Origin of the sequence: Adhaeribacter swui (assembly GCF_014217805.1) — a bacterium.
Classification (GTDB): Bacteria; Bacteroidota; Bacteroidia; order Cytophagales; family Hymenobacteraceae; genus Adhaeribacter; species Adhaeribacter swui.
On sequence record NZ_CP055156.1, the window covers coordinates 3,916,810 to 3,941,673 of the forward strand.

Genomic DNA, 24,864 nt, shown 5'->3' on the forward strand with positions numbered 1-24,864 from the left:
AGTAAGGCGACTAACCGTAATTTAAAATCTATATTTAAATTGGTCTTAAGGCGTTTTTTAAAAAAGATGGTAGTTTCCGGATTTATCTAAAGTGTAAAGGGCTAGTTGGCTTATTTCTTTAGGCCGTAGTTTTGGTCGATCAGGTTTTGAATATGGTTCCAGTCGTAGAAGTGAAACGTACGGCCATTACTCATCGCAACAAACAAACCGTTACTGAATTTACCACCGAAATTAACATGTATCGCATCCGCTCCGTCGCATTCAATGGTAGATACCGGTATTTCGGCCATTAGGGGGTAAGTGTTCGGGTTGTTGTTAAACCCTTCGCGCGGATAAACCATAAAGGTATTCGCCTGCTGATTAGATACTAAAATATAACCAGTAGTATTTGTTTTTTTGTAAATGGCAATGCCCTCGTGGTCGGCCTTAAAGTCTTTTTTACCAAAAACAGTGATCTCGGCATCATCTTTCGCATCCGGATCGGCTTGGTATTTTTTAATACCTACTTGCTCATCGCTGTAGTAAATATACCCGAGCTCATTATCTACGGCAATGGCTTCAATTTCTTTTTTAACGCTAAAGCTGCCAAATTTACGCACTACCGTGGCGGTAGCTTGGCCGTTGCCGGCATCCGTAATTTTGTATTGCCATAAGTAAGAACCGGATGGGCCACTTTTACGGCCTACCACCGCAAAAATTGCCTGGTCGGTGGGTCGGGTGTAAATGGCAATACCCATAGGGTCTTTTTCGGTTTCTCCGGCAAAAACTTCAATGCCGCCATTGTCCAGCGGTTGCAAGTCTGGAAGGGAAAAAATCCGGATCTTATTTGTTTCTCTTTCGGTGGTGATGGCTACATCGTAACTTTTTTCGCCTATAACCAGGCCATAAGCTACATCCACGTTATTGGGTCTTTGCAACGGTATACTTTTGTGTACAATTTCTCCCTTTAGATTGTACACATAAAGCCCTCCGTCTGTATCCTTATCGGTGCCAACGATCAGGCTTTTACTGGTATCTAAACGGTTTATCCAAATGGCCGGATCATCGGTATCGTGGGGAGTTGGCTGGGTTATAACTACTGGTTTTAAGGCATCTTCCCGCACAGGGGCCAGACTGCTTTGGCATGATACAAAGGTGAATAAGGTAATTATTAAAATAGAAGATAGGCGCATTCGGTATTGATTCACGGGTTAACTGTAGAACAGCTGCCTTTTACTTATAGCGCAGGCTTAGGCTGAATTTTAAATTTTTTAAAATTTTCTTTAAAAGGTAAGGGTTGCTTTATCTCTTTCCGATATCGGATTGTTTTATAGGATCAAAAGGCTAAGTTTTTTAAAAATTTAAGCCGGGCTAATAATTATAATAGCCCGGCTCCATTAGTAGTTTAGTTTATACTACAAATCGAACTTAAAGCCTAAGTTGTACCGGCCTTGGTAAAATTCTATCTGTTTGGTGCGGGACGGAATGCCCTGATAGTAACGTAAAGGCTGATTAGTTAAATTATTGGCTTCAACGAACAGGCGCAGCTTTGAAGTAAATTTGTAAGAAGCGTTGGCATCCAGAAATAATTGCTTGTCGTAAAAACTGTCCTGAAATGAATCCGAGCCCAGTTCGTCGAGGTAATCGGAGGCATAATTCATGGATAAGCGCGCCGAGAATTTACTGTTATCCCAGAATAAAGACCCGTTCAGCATGTGCGGGGCCGTACCGGGTAAACTTACGTCGGTTCTTTCTTCACCGTCCTCGTTGGTGACGCCATTCGCTTTAGACTTAGTATAGGTGTAATTGGCGTATAAACCAAAGTGTTTTAAAAATCCCGGTAGAAAATCCAGTTGCCGCTGGAAGGCAACTTCAAAGCCGTATACATTTACACTCCGGCCATTTCTGGCTTGCAGGAAAGTCCAGTTTTCATTAACCGGTACGGGGTTGCTTTGGCCCGGAAAGTCAATGGCAAAATCGGCGGAGGTATACTGGTTATTGCTGTAATTGTAAATGAAATTGTTTAATTTTTTAAAAAACACGCCACCCGAAACTAAACCCACCGATTTAAAATAATTTTCGGCCATAAAATCGTAATTGTAGGCGTAGGTAGCTTTCAGGTTAGGGTTACCGGCGCTAATTTCGGCATCAGAAGCCACATTGTTTACGTAAGGAGCCAGGGCGTAGTAATTGGGGCGGGCCAATGCCGTAGTAAAGGCCGCCCGTAAAATTAAGTTATCGGAAGCGCTGTATTTAAACGAAAGGTTCGGAAGTACATTGGTGTAAGAATTGGTATTGTTCAACTGACCTTCTAGTTCTTCTTCGTCCAGTACCCGGTTGCCCTGATAATCGATGTAAGTGTGTTCTAGGCGGGCACCTACGATCATGGCCAGTTTATCGCTTAAGTCCTGATCCCAGCGGATATACCCAGCGTATATGTTTTCCCGGGCCGTGTAGTTTACAGCCAAAAATTCCGATGGGTCTGATTCACTGGTAAACAAGGCCGGATTGTTCAGGTTAAGGTTGCCCAGGTAATTAGCCGAGGCAAAAACGCCCGGCACGTATTTGCTGCCCGGGTTAAAACCTTCGCCGTTGAAATTGCTGGTGGTTACATTGTTCAGGGTAACATCATCCAGGGGTTCGTAGGTGAAAAAATTGTTATCGCGCAGTTTATCTTTAATGCGTAATCGTAATCCGGTTCTTAGGCGGCCTTTTTGAGCAGGAATCATAGAAAGCGGAAAACGGACATTTACTTTTGCGCCAAACTCCGACTCTTCGGTATTGTCGCGATTTTCGGTTAATTCGGATTGCTCAAACAAGTTCATGCTTTCGCCGGAAGCTGAGATAAATGGCCTTTCGGGGCTATTGCCTGCCTGCGAAAAAGTAACATCTTCCTGCTGAAATTCAATGTAGCGTTCGTTAGGTCTAAACTCCCGCGCTTTAGCGTAATTCACCGACCAGTCCAAGTCCAGTTTTGGGGTTAACAGGTGCTCGCCCCGCAAACTGTAGTTTAGTACTCGTTGGTCTTCCAAGCGCCGGCTTTGGTTACGGTTGTTGTTTATTCCGCCTTTGGTTTCCCGGGTTATGCGACCAGTAAAACCCGTAATAATTTCGCCGTTATACTCCGGTTCAATGTCGTCGTAAGTAGTCCGGAAGCGATTTTCCCGGTCGTCCCGCCAGGTATAAATAGCATTGGCGTACAAAGTATGATTGCCGTTAAACTTGTAATCCAAAGCCACTGAACCACTTCTTCGGATGCGTTGTACATCGTACTTCCGGATTTCAGCTTCTTCTACGTATACATTGTTAAAATCGTCTTGTACCCATACGGCTTCCACGTTATCCGAACCGTAATCATTATTGTTGTAAGAAGCACTAAGTACCACGCCCAACTTATTGTTATTATACCGATTTCCGTATATCAATCCACCGGTATAAATGGCTTTTTCCCGGATGGGGCCGTAACCGCCGGCCAGGGTAGCCGAAATCCGCTCGCCGTTGGGCGAAGCCCGGGTAATCAGGTTTACCGAACCGCCAATAGCATCGGCATCCATATCCGGCGTAAGGGTTTTATTTACCTCAATGGTAGAGATCATGTCAGACGGAATAAGATCCATCTGCACGTTCCGGTTATCGCCTTCCGCCGAAGGAATACGGTCGCCGTTTAAGGTTACCGAATTTAAAGCCGGCGCCAGACCCCGGATGATGATGTTACGGGCTTCACCCTGGTCGTTTTGCATGGTAATGCCGGGCACCCGTTTTAAAGCATCGCCAATATTGGCGTCCGGAAACCGGCCCACCTGATCCGAAGAAATAACGTTGGTAATATTTTGATTGTTCTTTTGCTGATTTAAAGCCCGGGCCTGGCCTTTTAACCGATCCCCCACAATTACCATTTCCTGGAGCATGCCGGTATTGGTACTCATATTAAAATTTACCACGGTATTTTTTCCGGCTTCTACCGTAACCTGTTGCACTTGGCGTTGGTACCCCAGATAAGATATTTCCACCTCATAGCTGCCAACCGGAATATTTAAAAATTCATAATCGCCAGTTTGGTTAGAAATGGTATAGCGGTTGCCGTTGCTAAACTTAACGGTGGCGCCGGGCAGCGAAAAGTTGTTTTCGGCATCGGTTACCTTCCCCGATACAACCCCATTTTGCGCGAAACAGAAGGCAGGTATCATCCATGCCACAACAAAGAGTAAATTTTTAAGCATAACGTGCGTAGTGAACAAGCCGCAAAATTAAGCGCGGCGGTTCCGAGTTAGCTTTTTAGGTGATTAACAAAATGTTAAATAAAAAAGCCAAATGTTATGCTAATGTTATTTGCAGCAGGTGGAAGTAAACTAGTTTGGTTTAAGTTATAATTTTTTTCTGTAATATAAATTTAAGTAAGCGCCCCAGCCGGATACATGCCATTACCAGTTGTCCATGGTACCCGCCGACCAGTATAGTAAAGCAATGGATTTAACGTACTTGGTTTTTAATTCCCATAATTTTACATTCTGGTTAATTAAGTTCATTTCCCGGGTATTTACTAAAAACAAAGAGCTTTCGCCGTTTTCGAACCGGGTTTGTTCGCCCCGGCGCAGGATATCGGCTTGCGATACCAGGGTTTCCTGAGTATTTATCTGGGCCGCTAACATCTGCAATTCGTTGTAGGTAGTTTGCAAGGCAGTGGTTATATCGCGTTGGGTTTGAGTTAGCGCCAAATCAGTTTCAGTTAACTTATACCGGGTAAGCTGCCATTTGCCGCGTTCGCTCCGGAGCAGTAAAGGGTAACTAAAGCTCACTCCTAATTTGTAATTATTTAAAAAATAAGTAGAGTTCAGCCGCTCCACGGGTAAACCAAAGTCCTGACGCAGAAAATTATATTCTAGGTTGAGTTTTGGTTTAAATTTATCGGCGGCTAACCGGCGCTCAATTTCGAGTTGTTTGTATTTAAAATCCAGTTTCCGTAATTCCGGATGGTTCTCCTGGGCAAACCGGAAAAGTTGCTGTAGCGTATCCGCGGGGATCAGGTTTAAATCGCTTTCATTAAATGCTGGTACAGCTGATGAAACTAGTTCCACGGGATTTTGATCGGAGGTCCAGAGGTAGTTCGAAACTACCAGGCGGCTATTCTGGAATTCGGTTAAGGATTGCTGCAACAATTGCTGGCGGTTAATTAAATCGACCCGGGCTTCCACAGTATCAATGGCGGCTAAATCGCCGTACCGGGCCCGCTCGGATACCCCGCGGTAGCGTACTTCCGATAAGTTGTAGGCAGTTTGGTATAGCTGCCACCGTTGGTATGCCAACACCCAATCCCAGTAATCCTTAGAAGCTTCCAGCAGTAACTTGTTAATAATTTTAATTTTATCGGCTTCGGCGGCATTAATTAACAACTGCGCCTGCCGCAAGGTGGCCCGCCGTTGATCGATGAGCCATCCTTGGCCGATGGGTAAGGAAATACCCGCGTAAGTTAAACCCGCGGCGGGCGTTTTTACTTCCGGGTTAACGTTTACGCCTTTGTTACGCTCGTATCCGGCTTTTAAATCGGCACCAAACCACAAGGGTACTTTTACCATGCTATTCCAGTTCTCGTAGTATAACTGGTCTTTAAAATCTTTGCGGTCGTAGTAACTGATGGCCTGCGGATCGAAATAACCGCGGGCGATGCGGAGTTCCTGCTGCGCCTGTTTCGGTAACAAAGCAGCCTGGCGTACCACCGGGTGATTGGCTTTAATTTGGTCGTAAAAAGCCGCAAAGGTTACTACTTTTATAGAATCATTTAAAATTTCGGCTTGGCTGCGGATGGAAATACCGGTAATTAGCAGCTCTAGAAGCAACAGTAATTTATATTGAGTAATTCTGGCAAGGAAGGCACGTAGGGGTTGACCGGAGTTTACCCGTGAAAAAACCAATAGCGCCGGTTTGATGATAAAGTTATTCAGCACTGGTTTCATCGGTTAAAGCATTAGATTCTTTTTTGTCTTTCGGGGCGTAAGTAGCCCCAGTTTCCTGGGTTGGATAATCGGCCGGGAAGCCATTTAACTGCCGCCACAGCTCGTACCAAATAGGCACGTCGTTTAATAAAGCCCAGCCATAAACGCCGGACCCAATGCGCAGGGCTTCCGGCCAGGGCTCAGTTTGTGGGTCTGGCACTACCAGAATGCGGTATTTACCCATGGTAGCTACGTTATCAATTACGGCAATGCGGCCGCCAAAGGTACCAAAACCCGTATTGGGCCAACCCGAAAATACCAGGGCCGGCCAGCCATCAAATTGCAAACGAATGTGTTGTCCTTTGCGGATCAATGGAAAATCCATGGGCTTTACGAAGAGCTCCACGGCTAATTGCGCTTCGCGTGGTAAAATGGTGGCTACCGCTTCTCCTTCTTTTACAGTTTCGCCGATACCGGCTTTCATGGCTTTTACCACGATGCCATTTTGTGGGGCCGTTATGTGGTAAAAGCCCGCCCGGATTTTAGTATTGGCGTATTCGTTTTTCATTTTGGCCAGTTCGCCGTTGGTGGTATAGGCGTAGCCGCGGGTAGCACTTAATTCGGATTCAGCTTTGGCAGTTTTTTCGCCGTACTCGGCCGTTAAAGAATTTAGTTCAATGCGGGCATTTTGCAACTCGTTGTGGGTGCTAGCCACTTTGTTTTCGTAGCCCTGCAATTTTGCCCGCACTTCCTGAAATTTCAATCGGCGGGTTTCCAGTTCGGTCAAAGATTTAAGACCTTGCTGATACAATGCTTCCTGGCGTTCCAGTTGCACCTGGGCAATTTTGTAATCGGTTTGGGCAGCTACTAATTCGGCGCTGTCGCTTTGCAATTTAAATTTTACCTGATCTATTTTGTTTCGCGCTTTATTTAAGCTAAAAGTTAAACCTCCTCTTAAATTGGCAATCTGATCTTCCAGGGCTTTGGCTTTTTGTTGCGTGGCAACTAAACTCATTCTTTTTGCTTCGATTTGTTCATTTAAACGTTGCAACAACTGCGGATCGAAGTACTTATCTTTTACCTCCGAGATGCTGATCAGGGTATCGCCTTTTTGCACGGTTTGTCCTTCTTGCACGTGCCATTTTTCAATCCGGCCAGAAATAACACTTTGCAGCGTTTGAGGCCGGCCAGCAGGGTTTAACGCCGTGAGGGTACCATTGGAGCGGATATTCTGCGTCCAGGGGAGAAACAAGGCTAAGCAAAGAACCAAAAAAATGCCTCCGCACCAAAGCGCCAGGGTACGCCCGGTGGGAGCCGTTTTTAATAAATCGGCGGTACTGTAATGCGGTTGGGCTTGTGCGGGGTATTCTTTATTTTTAACAGCGGGTGCCATGATTATACAGTGGTTTCGGTTAACACGGTTAAAGGTAAATGCGGTTGAATAGCGGTGTAAGTACCCTGGTGGGTAATGGTGCCTTCTTGCATCAACATCACGCGGTCGCAGAACTGCATAATTTTTTTGTCGTGCGATATAATTATTAAAGTGCAGTTTAGGCGTTGGTGCAAGGCTTGCAGAATAGGCAGTTTCTCGGCCCGGTTAATGGCTAATAAGTTATTATCCAGTACAACCAGTTTGGGTTTGCGCACCAGGCAACGGGCCAGCATAATTTTAGAAACCACGCTACGGGGTAATTGCCAGTCGGTGCCGGTTAAAACGGTGTGTAAGCCTTTGGGTAGGTTTTGCACGTATGCCGAGAGCTGACAAATTTCTAATGCTTCGAGCACCTCCTGGGTGGTAATGTTGCTTTCGCCGCAGGTAATGTTTTGCAGCAGGGTACCTTCAAAAATTTGGTCGGTGGCAATAATGGCGGCCATCTGGCTCCGCAAATTCACCACATCTAAATCGCGGAGCGATAAGTTATTGTAAGCCAGCCGCCCTTCGTAGCCCGGGGTTAATCCTAGTAATATTTGCGATAAAGTAAATTTACCGGCATCGCTGATGCCCGTTAAGGCCACTTTCTCCGAAGCGTTTATTTTTAAATTAATGTCGTGTAATTTTATCTGCGCTTCTGAAGGACTGTGGTAAGCCAGATGGGCGGCTTGTACGCTTATGCCTGGTCCGGATTCTGTTTCGGTAATTTTTAATCCCCGGGCTTCTTCTAAAGGTAAATCCGTTACCGCGGTAATCTTTTTTAAGCCGGTTAAAACATCGTACACCACATCTAATTTTAAAATTATTTTTTCTACCGAGTTCATGGTTAAGATGATGATGATTTCGGAGGCCACAAATTGCCCAATGTTGATTTGGCGCTGTAAAACCAGGTAACAGCCCAATATGAGTAAGCCGGCGGTAATGAGCGATTTAAAAAAGATAAAGCCCCAGTACTGGGTCATGAGCACGCTAAAATGCTGCCGACGAGCTAATATGTACTGGCTGGTAATGTAATCGGTTTGTTGCATGCCCAGATTAGAGTAGCTGGCCATTTTAAACGTATAGATCGCCCGGGCCATACTCTCCAGCCAACTTACCAACTGGTATTTGTATTTGGATTCAACTAAACTGGTTTGCACGCCTTTATTACCCGTAGCATAGATAATAAGACTAAGCGTAGCCGCCAGAAATATACCGAAAAAGATAAACGAAGAATGGTACAAAGACAGCAATATTAAACCAAAAAGGATTTGCAGTAAGGCCGCATTAAATTCGAGTAGAATTTTGGCAATGCCTTTTTGCAAAGTCAAGGTTTCGAAAAAGCGGTTCATGAGCTCTACCGGCTGCTCCGACTGTAAACTTTCGAGTTGTAAGCGGGGAATACGGTGAGCAAAATCAAAGGACATGCGGCTGAACAAACGTTGCTGTAAATGCTCCACCAAATAAACCTGCATAATTTGTAGCCCACCCACCGCAAAGATGCCCACTACAATAAAGCCAATGAGTACCACAATAGAGGTAGACATTTGCCCCCCTGAAACAAACCCGATAATGCTTTGAATACCCAAAGGCAAAGAAAGACTGATAATACCCGCAATAGCAGCGTAGATATAGATATAACCGATCTGGCTTTTTTCAACGGCTAAAAACTTAAATAACCGCCCTAAGTGCGAGGGTTTTTTAGCTTGGTCCGCATCGGTAAAGCCGGGCGGTTGGTGCACCAAACTGGTTAGTAAGTACGTTTGACCTTCCGGGCGATTTGGAATTTGATAGCAGCTTTGGCTTATTTCTTCTACGGAATGAAAGGTTAATTTTTCGGGCTTGGCTTGCCTAAACCGATAAACGTGATAGTGGTTATGCTGTCGCTGAATTACTACCGGTACTACCTGGTTATCTATTACCTGGCACAAAACTACGGGTGATTTGCTGTGTTCCAGAATAGTAGGCAATTCGGCTGTAGTTGGTTCCGATAAAACGTATATTAGCTTTTCTTTAATGGCCGTTTCTTGTAAGTAAGCCAAAAACGAAGGCACGCTGGCTGGTTTATCAACCGGCAGCGTTAAAGGTTCTTTGGCCGGGGTAGGAGCCGCCGAAAGCCCTTGCAATTGGCTTACAATTTTATTTATCGCTGGTAAAAGGGTTAAATCCATTGTCTGAACTTTAAATTTTGTAGGCGGCAATGGCCGCAAAAACCAGATGTTTTAAAAAATCAGCTACTTTAACTGTTACATTTTCTCCGGACTTAATATCCGTTAGGGCAGGCAGATGCTGCACAAAGTACGTTTGTTGGTGAGTAGCTTCCATTATTGTGCTAATAAGCGTATGCGGATACGGGTAGTCCGGGGCAATCTCCAGAAGAACCGTAGCAATTTTTCTGCATAGTGTTTTATACTCCTGAAAAAACTGCGCTTTGTTATCCTCATCCACTCCTTTGGTTAAATAAGCTTTGGCCGCATCGGCAATAACAATCCGGTGCAAGGCAGCTTCATCAATGTAAGTAGTCTGCAAATTATCCAAAGAGGCCTCGGTTAGTATACGAATGATAATGCCAAGTCGCTGTGCCGGATCCAAAATGTTATTCGTCTGAAAGCTTATTTGATAATCGAGCCACACCCAATAATACGATACGAGGTAAATCAACAGTTTGTGTTTATTCTCAAAATACCGGTACACCGACGCTTCGGTAGAGTTAATTTCCTGCGCTAACTTTTTAAAGGTAAATTCTTCAAAACCTAAATAGTCGATCAGACGAATGCTTTCGGCTATTATCTTCTTTCCCAGCGCGGTTTCTTCGGGGTTCCGGAGGTAGGATTTATGGTTTAAATTAATTTTCAATACGGTGTTCACCTGATTTTTGCCTTAAAATTAAATCTGAAGTATTAAAATGATATTAAAACTATTGAATAATATACAAATATTATTAAGGTTGATAGTAATACTATTATAATGGTGAATGATTGCGTTGCCGGAAAACTTAACCTTTATTTAACCTAACAAAGTCTGATTCTTACAGGGGGGATTCTGATCTTGGTGCCTTATTGCTTTCTTCTGCACTGGCGAAAGCCTTTGTTTGCTGAAATGAAAATTAGTTTGTTAATTTAAAAACAGCTTCTACTGGTTTTCCTATTAATAAGTATTTACCTCTCTTCACCATGAAACAGAATCTAGGTAGCTCCCGACGCGCATTTCTTAAAAAAACCGGCATTGCTTCGCTTGGCTTTATGGGCTTACATCATTTTGTCCAAAATCCTTTATTGGCGAGCAGCAATCCGGTTGGCCCGGTTGGTTACGGACCATTAATCCCCGATCCGCAGGGATTGTTAAGTTTACCCCAGGGCTTTTCTTATAAAATTATCTCGAAAAAAGGTAATCCGATGAGCGACGGCTTGCTGGTACCGGGTGCTCCCGATGGTATGGCTACTTTTAAAGGCCCCAACGGACGGGTTATTTTGGTGCGTAATCACGAACTAAGCGCCAGCCCGGATAAAGGGGCATTTGGGGCAACGAACGAAATGCTTGCTAAGATTGATAAAAGTAAAGTTTACGATTTTGGTAAAGGTAACCCGGAGTTAGGGGGCACCACCACGCTGGTTTATAACCCAGCCACCGGCCAGGTAGAAAAAGAATTTTTAAGTTTAGTGGGCACTACCCGCAATTGTGCCGGCGGACCAACTCCCTGGAATACCTGGATAACCTGCGAAGAATCGGTTTTAAAACCGGAGCAGGCTAATAGTTGCGAAAAAGAGCACGGTTATAATTTTGAGGTGCCCGCCAGTGATAAAATGCAACTCACAAAAGCCCTACCCATTAAAGCCATGGGCCGCATGAACCACGAAGCAGTAGCGGTTGATCCGCGAACCGGCATTGTTTACATGACCGAAGATACCTCGGATAGCTTAATCTACCGCTTTATCCCGAACAAAAACGGACAATTACTAAAAGGTGGTAAACTGCAGGCGCTGGTGGTCCGGGAGCAGAAAAGCCTCGATACCCGCAACTGGGAAAAATTAACCACGCCACCCATGCCCATTGGGCAGCCTTTTGCAGTAGATTGGATTGATATTGAAAATGTAGAATCGCCGGAAAATGACTTACGCTTGCAGGGCTACGACAAAGGAGCTGCCCGGTTTGCGCGCGGCGAAGGCATGTGGTTCGGGAACAATGAAGTATACTTTGCCTGCACCAATGGCGGAAAGTTTTCTTTCGGGCAAGTATTTCGGTACACACCCAGTTTGCACGAAGGTAAACCCGAAGAAAAGAAACAGCCGGGCAAATTGGAGCTTTTTGTTGAATCGCATGATTCTACCATTGCCAATGCCTGCGACAACATGACGGTATCGGCCTGGGGCGATTTAATTTTATGCGAAGATAATGCCGCGCCATTTGTGGTAGGTATTACTCCCAAAGGAGAGTTTTATAAATTAGCCCAAAATATTGGCTCGCCAAGCGAATTTGCGGGTGGTGTATTTTCGCCCACCGGCGAAACATACTTTGTAAATTTACAAGGGGTTGGCCTAACCTTGGCGATTACTGGTCCTTGGCGTACCGGTTCGGCTAATTAATAAACTTTAAGTTTCTCTAGCCGGCAGTTCTATATTATTGCCGGCTAGAGTATTATTTATATGAAGTTGCTAGTTGTATTTTGTAAATAACACTAAGTGATTTCTAACTATAGGCTGGTTGAAGAATTTTAATTTAGCCTAGTGGTTAAATCAATCTCCCGAAGGGCTTAATTAAAAGCATTTGATAGTGCTTAATAAGAAATGAGCAAAAGCAAAAATTTAAAAATTGGGTTGTATTATAAACGAAAGCTTAGCCTGATTTTTTAAATTTTTTAAATTTAGGTGATCCAGTAGAAAGGTCATCTACCATTATCTACCTGTTACTTTTTCTTTTCTTTCACCAGAACATCATCAATTAAACCGTAATCGCGGGCTTCGTCGGCTTTTAACCAGTAATCGCGATCCGAAGCGTCATGTATTTCCTGGTAAGTTTTGCCGGTATGATGGGCGATTATCTCGTATAATTCCTGGCGCATTTTTAAAATTTGACGGGCCGAAATCTCAATATCGGACGCAGGGCCCTGGGCGCCGCTGCTGGGTTGGTGCATCATGATGCGGGCGTGGGGTAAGGCCGACCGTTTGTTTTCAGCGCCGCCGCACAACAATACCGAAGCCATGGAAGCGGCCAAACCCGTACAAATGGTAGCTACATCCGGGTGGATGTACTGCATGGTATCGTAAATGCCCAAACCGGCATACACCGAACCACCCGGACTATTAATGTACAACAAAATATCCTTTTTGGCATCTACCGACTCCAGAAACAGCATTTGCGCCACAATAATGTTGGCAATGTTATCGTCTACGGCGGTGCCTAAAAAAACAATCCGGTCGGCCATTAACCTGGAAAAAACATCTACTTCTCTAAAGTTTACCGGTCTTTCTTCAATAACCGAGCGGGTCATGTTTTGGATAGTGGTTACGTATTGGTCAAACGCCAAACCATTCACAGATCGGCCTTTTACGGCAAACTGCCGGAAATCTTTGGTACTAAATTCTGCTGGATACATATAAAGGATGGTTAAATTTTAAAAAATTAGACATGGAGGTTCCTGACCAGTTAAAAAACTAACCGGTACATTTTGGAAAATAGAACTATTCTGGGGCGATCAGGCTAAAAGAACAGGCGCCAAGCGGCAGGTAAATAAAGGGTTATTTCTTTTAGAATACTCTAAAATTAAGGCAGACTATCTAAAATTTAAAAATTTAAAAAATCAGGGAAATAAACGGTTGTGGATGGCATTTAGCTCGGCTCGTAATTGTTGCCGGCCCGCTGCTTGTATAGCCCAATAAGCTACATTTTGCTGATGCAAACCAGCCTGCCAGGTTTGGTTCCATAGTAACCGGATTTGGACATCTTGGGTTTTATCCGGAGGTAAAGTGCCTTTTATAAAGCCTTCTAATGTTTTAATTTCTTCCAGTTCGGGCCGCATAGTTTTTAGTTCTTTTTATAGTTTTTGTAACAGGTTAATGCCAGCATCAAAAGAGAATTTTAAGCGATTGAAAAAGCGAAAAATTTAAAAAATAAGAAGGTTGCTACTTCCCGGAATAACCTGGATAGTTGAAAAAACAGTTGCTCTTCTTTTACCGGAAATAATGAACTGAAAAACCAGCTAAGGATTTACGCAGCCGCTCCAGGCATTTAAATTTTTGGACGGTAGCGCTGCGGATGGTGCGGTAGCTATTTTGTTCGGCAATAGTTGCCATTGACTGACCGAAATAGTAAAACGAAGTTAAAATACCGCGGCATTTCTGACCGAGTTGGTCCACAAAATATATCAGTTCCAAAACGGGTTGTTCTGATTTTTCCGGTACCGGTTCTATTACAGGGTTAGATTCTGCAGTAGTCAGGTTTTTTTGGCGTTGTTTTTTCTCCAGTTCCTGGTGCCACAAATTTTTGCAAATGCCCATCAGGTAGGTGGTAATTTGAGCCGTTAGTTGAAACTGCTCCTGCATTACCTTCTCGTAGAATACAATAATGGCTTCCTGCAACAAATCCTGCGCATCTGCGGGCTGGCCCTCGTGTTGAATGACGTAGTGTAAGACCTTGGGGTAAGTTAAAGCATAAATTTGCGTTAAAGCTTTTTCCCGATTGGCTGTAAAAGCTTGCCGCCAATCGGTATTTGTTACGGAAGAAAGTACGGTTTGCATGCGCTTTTTATCTTTAATCGGGTTTTTGCAAAAATATCACCCGATAGTAAACAAAATTTTAAAAATTTTAGCGCGCAGGCAGCGGTAAATAAGCTAACCTAATTAAAATGTTGTTCTATAATTTCCTGTAAAGCTTTTTTAGACAGCGGTTTGTTAATAAGGCCGGCAATTTTGGCTTGTTCCACTTTTTGCACATCCATCGGGTTCAGGGAGGTAGTTAGCACAACAATAATAATATTCTGCTTTTCCTTGAAATTTAACTGCTCATATGCCTCCAGAAATTCAAATCCATCCATAATAGGCATATTAATATCCAGCAAAATAAGGGTAGGGCAGCCTTTACCGGGGCAATTTTCCGTAAGTAACGTAAGCGCTTCTTGCCCATTATGGGCCACGAGTAATTTTTCAGTTGCTTCTAATCTTTCAAAAAGTAACTGATTTAAGTAGTTGGCTGTATTATCATCATCTACCAGTAAGGTACAGGCAATTTTATTCATGCTGGGTGCCTCCTAAAGCGTTTTAACCAAGTTCAGGTAATTCTTTTTATTACGCGCTTAAAGGAAAAAATACTTTAAATGTAGATCCTTCTCCCACTTTACTCTCTACTGTTATTTTACCGCCGGCATTTTCTATTATTTTTTTTACCATGTATAAACCAATACCAGTACCCTCTACGTGGTTGTGCATGCGTTTAAACATGGCAAAAAGTTTATGCCCCTGCGATAAATCCATGCCTAAACCATTATCCTGGACAGTTAAAACCTGGTATTCGGCGGCGAGATAACAGCGCACCGCTATTTGGGGTGTACGATCCGGCGAATGGTATTTAATAGCATTAGAAAGCAAATTGTAGATTATGCTGCGCATATTCTTTTCTGAGAAACGAATGGGAAGGCAGGAGGTTACATCTACCGTGAGTTGGGCTTGGGTATTTTTAACCAGAGGAGCCAGATCTAGCTGCACTTCGGCAATAATGGTAGCCAAGTCTACCGACGATGCTTCGTCGTTATTTTCTTTTTGTAGTTTGGTGATTTCGGTTAAATGGTCGATGGTGCGTTTAAAGCGCTCCACCGATTCGTTGATGAGCTCGGTAGTACGCTGCACCGTGTTAATTTTTAAAATTTCTTCCGGTAACTGTTCCAGTAGTGCCTCCATTAACCCTTCTATATTGGAAATTGGTGCTTTTAAATCGTGCGAAGCGGTGTAAATAAAATTATCCAGGTCTATGTTGGTGCGCGTAAGTTGCCGCTGCAACTCAATTTGCTCATGAATTTCGATATTTACTCCGCTAAAACCTTGAAAGCTACCATCCTCGCCCAATAAAGGCTGAATGCGGGTAATAGACCAGCGGTATTCCCCGTCGCGGCGGCGCATGCGGTAGGCCGGGCTTTCCCATGCTTTGCCCGACTGAAAGGCGGCAGCTAAGCCCAAGGTAATATCGGGTAAGTCTTCCGGGTGAATCAGGCTCCACACTTCATCTAACCGGGCTTCGTGCCGTACCAGGCCGCTCCACACAAAAAAGGTTTCGTTTACGTAGTTAAGGTGGCCGGCGGCATCGGCCCGAAAAATAAATACCGGCGCGTTGGACGCAATCATTTGCGATTCGGCTGCCGACTGCGCTAAACGTTGCTGCGCTTCTACCTGGTCGGTAATGTCCTGCACCATGCTGTAAAAACCAACAACTTTACCATCTTGTATATCCGGAATGTAATTGGTGTGAATGTGCCTGGTAAAACCGGGCCGGTAGTGCATAGTGATATCAAAACTAAAACGCTCGCCGGCTAAAGCCCGATCAATGTATTGTTTTACATTTTTATACGCTTTTTCCCCGATTACCTCCACTACTGGTTTACCCAGCATAGCATCGGCTTTTAAATTAAACCAGGCTTCGTAAGGGCGGTTGGCAAACCGGTACTTTTCCTGGGTATCCACGTAACCAATCAATACGGGTAAATTATCGGTTACCAGGCGCAGTTGTTTGGCGCTTTCTTCAACGGTGCGGCGGGCTTTTACCTGATCGGTTACCTCGTAAGCAAACGCCAGTGCGCCATCAATTACACCCTGGGCGTTGTAGCGGGCCTGGTAGGTAAAGGTCCAGTAAATTTCTTCCAGCGGGCCACCTTCGTTACGGGCCAGCAATAAAGGCATTTCCTGGGCTACGTAGGTTTTGCCGGTGCGGTAAACGTTTTCCAGAATGGCCGGTAATTGGGTATCTTTTAATTCCGGTAAGGCTTCTAACAGTTTCTTGCCCAGTAGTTCCCGGCCCGGAAAAATGCGTTGATAAGCCGGATTTACCAATTGATAAACCATCTCGGGACCATCCAGAATTACAATGGGGGCGGGCGCATCCATAAACAAGGTTTGCAACATTTTTTGCTGCTGATTGGCTTCTTTTCGGGCCAGTACCTGGTTGGTTACATCGTAGGCAAACACCGAAATTCCTACAGTTTCCCCGTTTTCTTGATAAGCTTGATAGGTAAAGTTAAAGTAAGTATCTACTGGCGGTTTTCCGGGTTCTTGTTCTATTGCCAGCAGCAATTCATTCCCGTAAAAAGTTTCGCCGGTTTGGTAAACCCGATCGAGTAAGGCAACAAAACCTTGTTCTAAAGCTTCCGGTTGAATTTCGGCTATGGTTTTACCCCGCATCTGCCGACCAGGAAACAACTTTTGATAGGCTAAGTTGTAATAATCTACCCGGTGTTCCGGGCCACGCAGCAATACAATGCAAGCCGGCGTTTGTTCAAAAATCTGGTAAAACGATTCCCGTTCCTGAACCTGGCGCTGCGCGGCCGCCAATACTTCGGTCTGCAATATTTCGGCCCGTTGCTGCGCCAGTACCTGATCGGTAACTTCAAAAGCAAACACCATCACCCCATCTACCCGGCCTTTATCGTCGTAACGGGCCTGTTGAATGTAATTAAAATACAGGTCTTCCAGCGGTCCGTCTTGGTAACGGGCAGCCGGAAACAGAACGCCGTAAGCTTCGTGCGTTCGGCCCGATTGGTATACTTGCTGCAGGGTTTGATAAACCGGATGGTCTTTTACTTCGGGCAGGGCTTGCAGGATGGGTTTACCTAACAACTTACGCCCGGCAAACAATTGCTGGTACCGGGGATTTACCAACTCGAAAATTAACTCCGGCCCGTCCAGAATGCAGATGGCTGCGGGAGCTTGTTCAAAAAAACGTTCCAGACGGGCCCGTTGTTGTTCGGTAGCAGCTTTAGCGGTTTGTAATTGGTTGGTCCGTTCGAGCACGCGTGCTTCCAGTTCTTCGTTCAGGTGCTGTAAGGCTTTCTGGGTATCTAATAACTCCGTATTGGTAGCCAGCAGCTCTTCGTTAGAAACCTGAAATTCTTCGTTTAAATCTAATAATTGCTGATGGCTGTATTCTAACTGGCGATGTGCCCGTACTTGTTCGGTTACCTCGTAGGCAAATACCATGATGCCGTTAATTTTACCATTTAGGTCGCGGGTAGCCTGATATACAAAGTTATAATAATTCTGGCCCAGGTCGCCGCCTGCGTTATTATGGTCGAGTTGCACGAGCATTTCCTGGGCATAATAGGTTTCGCCGGTGCGGTAAACTTTATCCAGTAAACCAAAAATTGGCTGACCAGCCAGTTCGGGCATGGCTTCGGCAATGGGTTTGCCCAGCAAATCCCGGTTACCCACTAAACGCTGATACGGCGGATTTACTAATTTAAAAACATGCTTTGGCCCTTCAAGAATGCAGATCATGGCGGGTGCCGCCATAAAAATAGCCTGTAATTGCTGCTGTTGTAATTCGGCCTCGTCGCGGGCGGCTTCTTCGCGGGCCTGGCTTTCGCGCAAAGCTACTTCTACCGCCGAACGGTTTTGGGTAGCTGTATCGCTAAAGCTTACCAACAATAATTTACCCGTGCGCTGGGCCGCTAAATGAAAGTAATTATCCAGGCCATCGTGTTGGTAATTAACTTCATATTGTGCGGCCTGGCCGGATAAAAACGTATCGCGGTAAAAAGCAAAAACCCCGGTGTCGTGGGTATAAGGAAATTGCGTGAGTAAGGTAACCTGGGGCCGCTCCGGTAAACCTACCATCTGCTGCCCGGCAGGATTCACGTATTCAATAACAAAATCAACTATTTCGGAAGATCCGGGTTGAAATACCGGCCGTAACAGATTAATGGCCGTTAGCGAAAGATGAAATAAATTATGTAACAATTCATCCGTAGAAACTAAATCTTCGGACAAAAAGGCCAACGGCTTAGCAGCAAAATCAGACATTCAAATAAAAATTAATAATTCCGGACTCCATAAACTTTCGCTCTTTAAAGTAGATAAAAGGTACGTTAAAGAAGCTAATTTTAGTTTTAGTACGGAGCGATACGTTTGTTGCGGAAAGAAAGCTTACTTGCCAAACTTTGCTTTTGGTGCTATACCGTTAATCTAACTTTATTTTAAAAGCAGGTAAAACCATGCACCGGAGTGCTCTGATAAAAGTAAAATTCAGGTATCTAATTTGGTTGCGCTATTTCCCCAAAGTAATACTACACTTGGGTAGCAATAGTTTTGTTATTTCGCGACCATTCGCTCCAGGAGCCTACGTAAAGTACCGGTATATCCAGGTCAGCCTCGGCCATGGCCAGCAGCGTATGGCAAGCGGTAACACCCGAGCCGCAATGAACGATTACCTGGCTGGGTTCGCGGTTGCCCAGAGCTTCTGTGTATTTTGCTTTCAATTCTTCGGCTGGCAAAAAGAATCCATTAGGGTCTAAGTTGGTGCTAAAGGGTATGTTTACGGCTCCCGGAATATGTCCGGCCACTAAATCGATGGGTTCTTTTTCGCCGCGGTACCGCTCGGGCTCGCGTACATCAATCACTAAAAACTGCGGATCGGCGGCAGCTTTTTCCACTTCTGACAGGCTGGCCGTAGCTAATTGCCACGTGCTTACCGGATAAGGCGCCACTGGCGCCGGGGTTTCTTCGCCGGACGAAGTAGGATAACCAGCCGCCAGAGCTGCTTGAATGCCGCCGTTAAGTACCTGCACTTTTTCGTGACCGACGGCGCGTAACATCCACCAGAACCGGGCTGCTGCGTTGGCGCCGTTTTTATCGTCGTATACTATTACCTGGCTGTCTGGGGTTATTCCTAATTTAGCTAAAACCTGAGCAAATTGGTTTATATCGGGTAGGGGATGGCGGCCCCCTTCGGCGGCACTGGCTTTTTTATGCGAAAGTTCTTGTTCCAGATCAACGAACCGTGCGCCCTGTAAGTGCAGTTGTTGGTAATTCGCGCGCGATTCCGGGCCGCTGCGGGCATCCACCAAAACCAACTGCGGGCTTTGTTGTAATAAAACTAATTCTTCCGGGTTTATAATCGCATTCATAATTTTTTAAATTTTAAGGAAAATACGCCAAATAAAAATCTGGTGGTTAGCCACTTTAAATAGCTTCTGGTTTTTAAACTTTCTGCAGCAATTTAAACTACCGGCCGGTTTTTTCCAGCGGTTAGCACATAATAGTTTTAAAGTGTTTAACCTACCCATTTAATCAACAAGCGCCATTTTGTTTCTTATGGTACGTAGGTTTTATTAAGTACGAACCTGTTAATCGAGTTAGTACGCCTTGTTCCAGAAATAATTTCTCAGGTAGCCTAATCTATACAGATATGTAAGAAAAAGAGAAAATTTAAAAAAAAACGTAGCGAGCTAGCTAAAAATATAGGCTTATTGCTGCAACTCACGCCATAATCCGGGAAATACTGAAAAAGCGCTGGTATTAAAGTTCTTAAACCGGCAATTAGCTCACGGATTGTTCTAAAATGGAACACATTTTTTTATAAATGGACAGTTATTTAATCTAAGTCAGAACAAAAAGTTTATTACGGCTTACCAGAGGCTTTTTTTAGAACTGGCTTAGGGCTTGTAATGGCTCAAGTAAAACAAATAATAACCAAGCATTTTTTTAAAATTAAGCGTTTTGAGTGCCGGTAAAAGCTATCTTTTTTAAAGGTAACTTGCTAATAGGCAAAGTTTTAGGTGCCGGAATGCAAATGAGCAATATTGCCTATAAAATTGAGTACTAGTACTTATACCGTTCGGCTCAGGCACCTATTACCTTTGTCTTATTCTAAAGCGGAATTAATATAATCGCCAGAAAACTAAAGAACTAAACGACTATTTATACCACATAAAAACTTAATCAAACCATGAAAAAAATTGCTAAAGCTTCCGTTCTTTTTGCCTTAACCTTATCCATGACTAGCTGCGCTACTTTGTTTGGGGGCAAGGTAACCGCGTATCAAAAAACAACGCCGGCTCCGGGCCAGCCACAACGCCAAATTCGGGTAGGTGCCTTAGTGGCCGATGTGCTTTTATTCTGGCCCAGCTTAGCCGTAGATTTTGCGACAGGCGCTATTTACAAACCGCAGCCTAAAGCTGCCGCCGCTACTCCAGTGCCCGCTGCCACTAATTCTGCTTCAACTGCCAATTAAATAAGGTTAAAGGCCAGCCCGTAAGCCGGCCGCCTTATTGCATGCTCTTAGCTACTATTTTCTCGGGTATATTTTTATTTACATTCATTAATCAATCATCCAACCTAAACAATAACAATCCTATAAAACCATGAAAATTTTAAGCTTTTTACTTCTGTTTATTTTAACCGCTACCTTGGCTTCGGCGCAAGTAATGTTGGGCGAAAGCGCAAAGCAAATTTTTGCCAGTCCGCAACTTAAAACGGAAATTGGCCAGCATAAAACAGTTGCCATTTTACCTTTCGCGGCTAAAATATCTTACCGCAAACAACCCAAAAACTTTAACGCCGAGGCGCACCAGGAACAAGAAGAAAACCTGGCCAAAAACATTCAGGCCAGCATGTACACGTATTTGCTCCGGAAATCTAAATCGTACTCAGTTACTTTTCAGGATGTAGAAAAAACCAATATTCTCTTGAAAAAAGCGGGCATGTTCGGCAAACTAGACGAGTTTACCCGTCAGGAAATTGCCGAAGCCTTGAGCGTAGACGCGGTAATTGGTGGCAAGTTTGATATGGAACAAACCCGCTCCGATGGGGCTGCGTTTGCTACGGCGGTGGTATTTGGGGGTTATGCCGGTAAAACCGGTTCTGGTTCCTTAACCATGACCATTAACAACGGCAAAGACGGCGAGTTGCTGTGGCGCTTTTTCAAAACCATGGACGATGATTTTACTTCATCCACCGACGACTTAGTGGAACGGATGATGCGCAAAGTGTCCCGCAATTTCCCTTACGCCATCTAATTATATAATCGGGTTAGGCGGCTACTTACCCAGCCCTTAACTACGCTGCAATAAAACTATGTAAAACTTATTTATGCGGCTCTTCTAAAATGTAAATAGTAGGCCGCATAAATAAACCACAATCAAACCAGAATTAATCAATCCAAATTAGCTGCTTATCCGGTGTATTTTCTAAAAATTTAAAAATTTAGAAAGTTGCCGGATAGGCATTTAGCTCCAGTCTGCATTTTGCCTTTACTATGAAAATTGTATTCTTATCAATCCTGTTAATTTTAACTTTTGTTTACAACGGTATATTTTCGCCGAATCAAGCCAAAGTAAATTTTACCTTAGATCCCGATAAATCCATAGTAGAGTGGTCGGGAGCCAGCCCGAAAGTGTCGCATCAGGGTTCTTTTGCTGTTACCTGCCAGGAGCTGCAAATAACCGACGAACAAATACAAGGTGGTACTTTTGTGATACCCATTGCTTCAATTAAAAATTATGATTTACCCAAAGCGATTAAACCTGTATTGCTCAAACACCTGAAAAGCAAAGACTTTTTTAATCTGGCCTTATACCCCGAAGCCATTTTTAAAATTACGCAGGTAGAGCCCCTTATTGTCCCCGCCGTAGGCGATACCACGGCAGCCAACACCCGGGTAACCGGCGACTTAACCTTGTTGGGCCAAACCCATGCGATATCGTTTCCGGCTAAAATTGAAGTACAAGAAAATAACGTACTCGTGGACGCTGCTTTTAAACTTGATCGCACGCAATGGGGCATGAACTACGCCGCCGATCCGGCCCTGGATAACCGCCACATTTTCCCCGAAGTAGCTATTCGCCTGAAGGTAGCAGGTAGCAGAAACTAAGCTGCGCCCGGCTTGCCTAAATTTTAAAAATTTAAAAAACGCCGCAAGATTAACATTTAGTTAAGCTTTACTTGCTTAATTTTTAACCGACTTAAAGGAAGGATATTTGCTCCACCAGCAAGTGCGCTAAATAGTTGGCTAAAAGCTGATCTTGTAATTAATGCGAAAAAAGGCCTTGTATTATTTGGTTGTAATGAATAACCCGGAATAAATTGTTTGCAGATTTAAAAAATGAAAAGTGTAATCGACCAGTTTTTTAAAAATCAGGTTGGGTTTACAAACGAGTTTTATCCACCCGGCAACCTGAGTCAGGTTTTACAGATTGAACAGGAACTTGATTTGACCTTACCCGAAGACTACAAAGCATTTATTAAAGTAACTAACGGCTTTAAAGGTTTTGTGGGGGAAAATTACTGCACCTTTAACAAACTGGAAGAACTGGTAGAAATTACCGAAGGGTACTGCAAAGAATATTTCCCGTGGGCGGTGCAGATTGGCAGCGATGGTGGCGGCGAAATGTATGTTTTAGGCAAACGAAATAAAAAACTAGTGTATGGTATTTTGCCTGCTTTCAGCGAGGAAGAAGACTTTATTCCGCTGGGTACCAACTTCGAAGAGTTTATCAAACGCTTGTATTACAACGATTATCATAGTAGTTGATATTATATAAGTCCTGTTTTAGCACCTGAAACTTTCGGGAAATAGAAATTTTTAAAAATAATCGGCCGCACCCAGCGGCCGGTTGTTTTTCTGACCATCTTTTAAAAGGTTTTGTGCTGTTCTATTGATTTGATTATCAAAAATTTGCCTAGATAATAAACACCTTGTGGAAAAATTTAAACTGGCCGGAGTATAGCGAAATAAAGAAGTATTATCCAATTTAGGGGAAGGAGAGCCGCCTCAGCTTAATTTATTATTGGCTTTCTGTTGACCTACTTGTATTATGTTCGCACAGCTTAAACTGGAAGACCTGCTTTTTATAGATATTGAAACGGTGCCGGGTCAGGCCAACTTTGCTGATTTAGACGAACGGTTTCAGGAATTGTGGGCTAAAAAGTCGCGGCAGTTAGCCAAAATAGAACCCGACCCCGCCGATATTTACGAACGGGCTGGTTTACACGCCGAGTTTGGCCAGATTGTTTGCATTTCCATCGGCATCTTACGCGAAACTTCGGCTGGCCATTACACCCTGCGCCTGAAATCTTTTGCCAATACCAAAGAGAAAGAATTACTCCTGGAGTTGTGCGAGTTATTAAATACCAAGTTTACCGGCAAAAGCCATTGTTTGTGCGGCCATAACATTAAAGAATTTGACATACCGTATTTGTGCCGCCGCATGTTGGTAAACGATATCTGCATCCCTAAACTAGTGGATTGCACCGGACTAAAACCCTGGGAAGTACCGCACCTGGATACCTTGCATTTGTGGCGTTTTGGCGATTCGCGCAGCTACGTATCACTGGACTTGCTGGCGGCACTTTTTAAAATTCCGAGTCCCAAAACCGAAATGGACGGCTCGGATGTGGCCCGGGTATTTTACGAAGAGTGCGATTTATTAAAAATTAGCCGGTATTGTGAGCAGGACGTAGTAACGGTGGCCCAGCTTTTACTCCGGTTTAAAAGTTTACCCATGCTGCAACCCGAAGATATTCTGCTGGCCTGATTTACTTAGCTTACTGCACCAGTTCCTGTAAACGCCGGGCATTATAAGGAGCGTACCCGTGCATGTCGTTATCAAAATAAATAAAAACTTCTTTGCCGCTTTGTTGCCAGGCTTTGCACCGGCTGGCCCATTCGGTTAAGGTTTCTTCGGAGTAGCTGCCATCGTACTTATTCACTGGCCCGTGCAGGCGCACGTATACAAAATCAGCGGTAATTTGCAGCGGCGATAAATGGTATTCTAAATCGTAAATACAAAAAGCTGCTTTATGTAATGCTAATAATTGATATACCTCGGGATTATACCAACTATGATCCCGGAACTCGAACGTATAGCGGTAATAAGGTGGCAGGGCTTGCAGAAAGTTTTCTAAACGATCTACATTGCAGGACCATTGCGGCGGCAATTGAAACAAGATTGGGCCAAGCTTTTCTTTTAAAAAACTTACATTTTCCAGAAACCGAAGCAGCGATTGCTGCGGATCTTTCAGCTTTTTCATGTGGGTAATAAACCGGCTGGCTTTTACAGCAAATAAGAAGTCGGCCGGAACGGACTCGTACCAACCCGTAAACGTTTCGGGAGTAGGTAAGCGGTAAAAAGAATTATTAATTTCGACGGTGCTAAAATCCTTTAAGTAATACGCTAGATAATCCGGGGTAGCCGTGCCAGCCGGGTAATAAATATTGCGCCAATGCTTGTAATGATAACCCGAACAGCCCACCCAGATTTTGCGCGTATCCTCCATTTGCTTTTTACCCCGGTATACCTGGTTTCTAGATGCAGGGTTTAGTGTTAATTTTTTAAAAAATTATAATTCGGACTCGGGTAAAAATGCCACTAACCTGCTTTATATAATGTTCCCGCGTTATGCGGAGCGTTCGCGTGATCGGGCTCTCCGCAATTTCCGGACAAATAATATCGGATTGGCGTTTACCAGCATTCAGATATACAGATACGCCAATCAGAGATTGGCGGCACGAAAAGTACTTAGAGCGCTATGCTAACTCTAAGTACAACTCATAAGTGCTTGAAACATTTCG

General features: G+C 44.1%; 19 protein-coding genes. 6 read left to right on the forward strand and 13 right to left on the reverse strand.

Annotated features, from left to right (window positions below; genetic code table 11):
• Positions 1-110: 110 nt before the first annotated feature.
• The 6 genes from HUW51_RS16390 to HUW51_RS16415 all read right to left on the reverse strand — a co-directional run bounded on the left by HUW51_RS16390 (position 111) and on the right by HUW51_RS16415 (position 10,188).
• A complete protein-coding gene (locus HUW51_RS16390; RefSeq protein WP_228466687.1) occupies positions 111-1,187 on the reverse strand; it encodes a phytase in 1,077 nt (358 codons plus the stop codon).
• 207 nt (positions 1,188-1,394) lie between these two features.
• Complete coding sequence (locus tag HUW51_RS16395) at positions 1,395-4,166, reverse strand: TonB-dependent receptor (protein WP_228467051.1); 2,772 nt, start codon at positions 4,164-4,166, stop codon at positions 1,395-1,397.
• Between the two features lie 234 nt (positions 4,167-4,400).
• Entirely contained in the window at positions 4,401-5,813 is a 1,413-nt protein-coding gene (locus tag HUW51_RS16400; RefSeq protein WP_185270705.1) for a TolC family protein, read from the reverse strand.
• 97 nt (positions 5,814-5,910) lie between these two features.
• Positions 5,911-7,302, reverse strand: coding sequence for an HlyD family secretion protein (locus tag HUW51_RS16405; RefSeq protein WP_185270706.1), 1,392 nt, complete (start codon positions 7,300-7,302; stop codon positions 5,911-5,913).
• Between the two features lie 2 nt (positions 7,303-7,304).
• On the reverse strand, positions 7,305-9,491 hold the full coding sequence (locus tag HUW51_RS16410; protein ID WP_185270707.1) for a peptidase domain-containing ABC transporter: 2,187 nt from the start codon (positions 9,489-9,491) through the stop codon (positions 7,305-7,307).
• 10 nt (positions 9,492-9,501) lie between these two features.
• Complete coding sequence (locus tag HUW51_RS16415) at positions 9,502-10,188, reverse strand: TetR/AcrR family transcriptional regulator (protein WP_185270708.1); 687 nt, start codon at positions 10,186-10,188, stop codon at positions 9,502-9,504.
• Between the two features lie 305 nt (positions 10,189-10,493).
• Here HUW51_RS16415 and HUW51_RS16420 point away from each other — a divergent pair, with 305 nt between their 5' ends.
• The gene (locus HUW51_RS16420; protein WP_185270709.1) at positions 10,494-11,903 is read left to right on the forward strand and encodes an alkaline phosphatase PhoX; all 1,410 of its coding nucleotides are present in this window, start codon (positions 10,494-10,496) and stop codon (positions 11,901-11,903) included.
• Between the two features lie 320 nt (positions 11,904-12,223).
• Here HUW51_RS16420 and HUW51_RS16425 read toward each other — a convergent pair whose 3' ends face one another.
• The 6 genes from HUW51_RS16425 to HUW51_RS16450 all read right to left on the reverse strand — a co-directional run bounded on the left by HUW51_RS16425 (position 12,224) and on the right by HUW51_RS16450 (position 19,420).
• Positions 12,224-12,913, reverse strand: a complete 690-nt coding sequence (locus tag HUW51_RS16425) for a ClpP family protease (protein WP_185270710.1) — start codon at positions 12,911-12,913, stop codon at positions 12,224-12,226.
• A 204-nt stretch (positions 12,914-13,117) separates the two neighbouring features.
• Positions 13,118-13,336 carry a hypothetical protein gene (locus tag HUW51_RS16430; RefSeq protein WP_185270711.1) on the reverse strand — a complete coding sequence of 73 codons (219 nt, stop codon included), beginning with the start codon at positions 13,334-13,336 and terminating at the stop codon, positions 13,118-13,120.
• 151 nt (positions 13,337-13,487) lie between these two features.
• The gene (locus HUW51_RS16435; protein ID WP_185270712.1) at positions 13,488-14,054 is read right to left on the reverse strand and encodes an RNA polymerase sigma factor; all 567 of its coding nucleotides are present in this window, start codon (positions 14,052-14,054) and stop codon (positions 13,488-13,490) included.
• 98 nt (positions 14,055-14,152) lie between these two features.
• Positions 14,153-14,551 (reverse strand): response regulator, encoded by a 399-nt coding sequence (locus HUW51_RS16440; protein ID WP_185270713.1) that lies wholly within the window; start codon positions 14,549-14,551, stop codon positions 14,153-14,155.
• A 49-nt stretch (positions 14,552-14,600) separates the two neighbouring features.
• Positions 14,601-18,317: a PAS domain-containing protein gene (locus HUW51_RS16445; protein ID WP_185270714.1), complete on the reverse strand. Its 3,717-nt coding sequence runs from the start codon at positions 18,315-18,317 to the stop codon at positions 14,601-14,603.
• Positions 18,318-18,580: 263 nt separating this feature from the next.
• Entirely contained in the window at positions 18,581-19,420 is an 840-nt protein-coding gene (locus tag HUW51_RS16450) for a sulfurtransferase (protein ID WP_185270715.1), read from the reverse strand.
• A gap of 821 nt (positions 19,421-20,241) precedes the next feature.
• Here HUW51_RS16450 and HUW51_RS16455 point away from each other — a divergent pair.
• The 5 genes from HUW51_RS16455 to HUW51_RS16475 all read left to right on the forward strand — a co-directional run bounded on the left by HUW51_RS16455 (position 20,242) and on the right by HUW51_RS16475 (position 23,827).
• Positions 20,242-20,526 (forward strand): hypothetical protein, encoded by a 285-nt coding sequence (locus tag HUW51_RS16455; protein WP_185270716.1) that lies wholly within the window; start codon positions 20,242-20,244, stop codon positions 20,524-20,526.
• Positions 20,527-20,656: 130 nt separating this feature from the next.
• Complete coding sequence (locus HUW51_RS16460) at positions 20,657-21,310, forward strand: hypothetical protein (protein ID WP_185270717.1); 654 nt, start codon at positions 20,657-20,659, stop codon at positions 21,308-21,310.
• A 239-nt stretch (positions 21,311-21,549) separates the two neighbouring features.
• Positions 21,550-22,164 (forward strand): YceI family protein, encoded by a 615-nt coding sequence (locus HUW51_RS16465; protein WP_185270718.1) that lies wholly within the window; start codon positions 21,550-21,552, stop codon positions 22,162-22,164.
• Positions 22,165-22,395: 231 nt separating this feature from the next.
• Complete coding sequence (locus tag HUW51_RS16470) at positions 22,396-22,824, forward strand: SMI1/KNR4 family protein (protein ID WP_185270719.1); 429 nt, start codon at positions 22,396-22,398, stop codon at positions 22,822-22,824.
• A gap of 283 nt (positions 22,825-23,107) precedes the next feature.
• The gene (locus HUW51_RS16475) at positions 23,108-23,827 is read left to right on the forward strand and encodes a ribonuclease H-like domain-containing protein (RefSeq protein WP_185270720.1); all 720 of its coding nucleotides are present in this window, start codon (positions 23,108-23,110) and stop codon (positions 23,825-23,827) included.
• Positions 23,828-23,837: 10 nt separating this feature from the next.
• Here the strand turns inward: HUW51_RS16475 and HUW51_RS16480 are convergent, their stop codons facing one another.
• Positions 23,838-24,569, reverse strand: a complete 732-nt coding sequence (locus HUW51_RS16480; RefSeq protein WP_185270721.1) for a DUF72 domain-containing protein — start codon at positions 24,567-24,569, stop codon at positions 23,838-23,840.
• Positions 24,570-24,864: the final 295 nt, after the last annotated feature.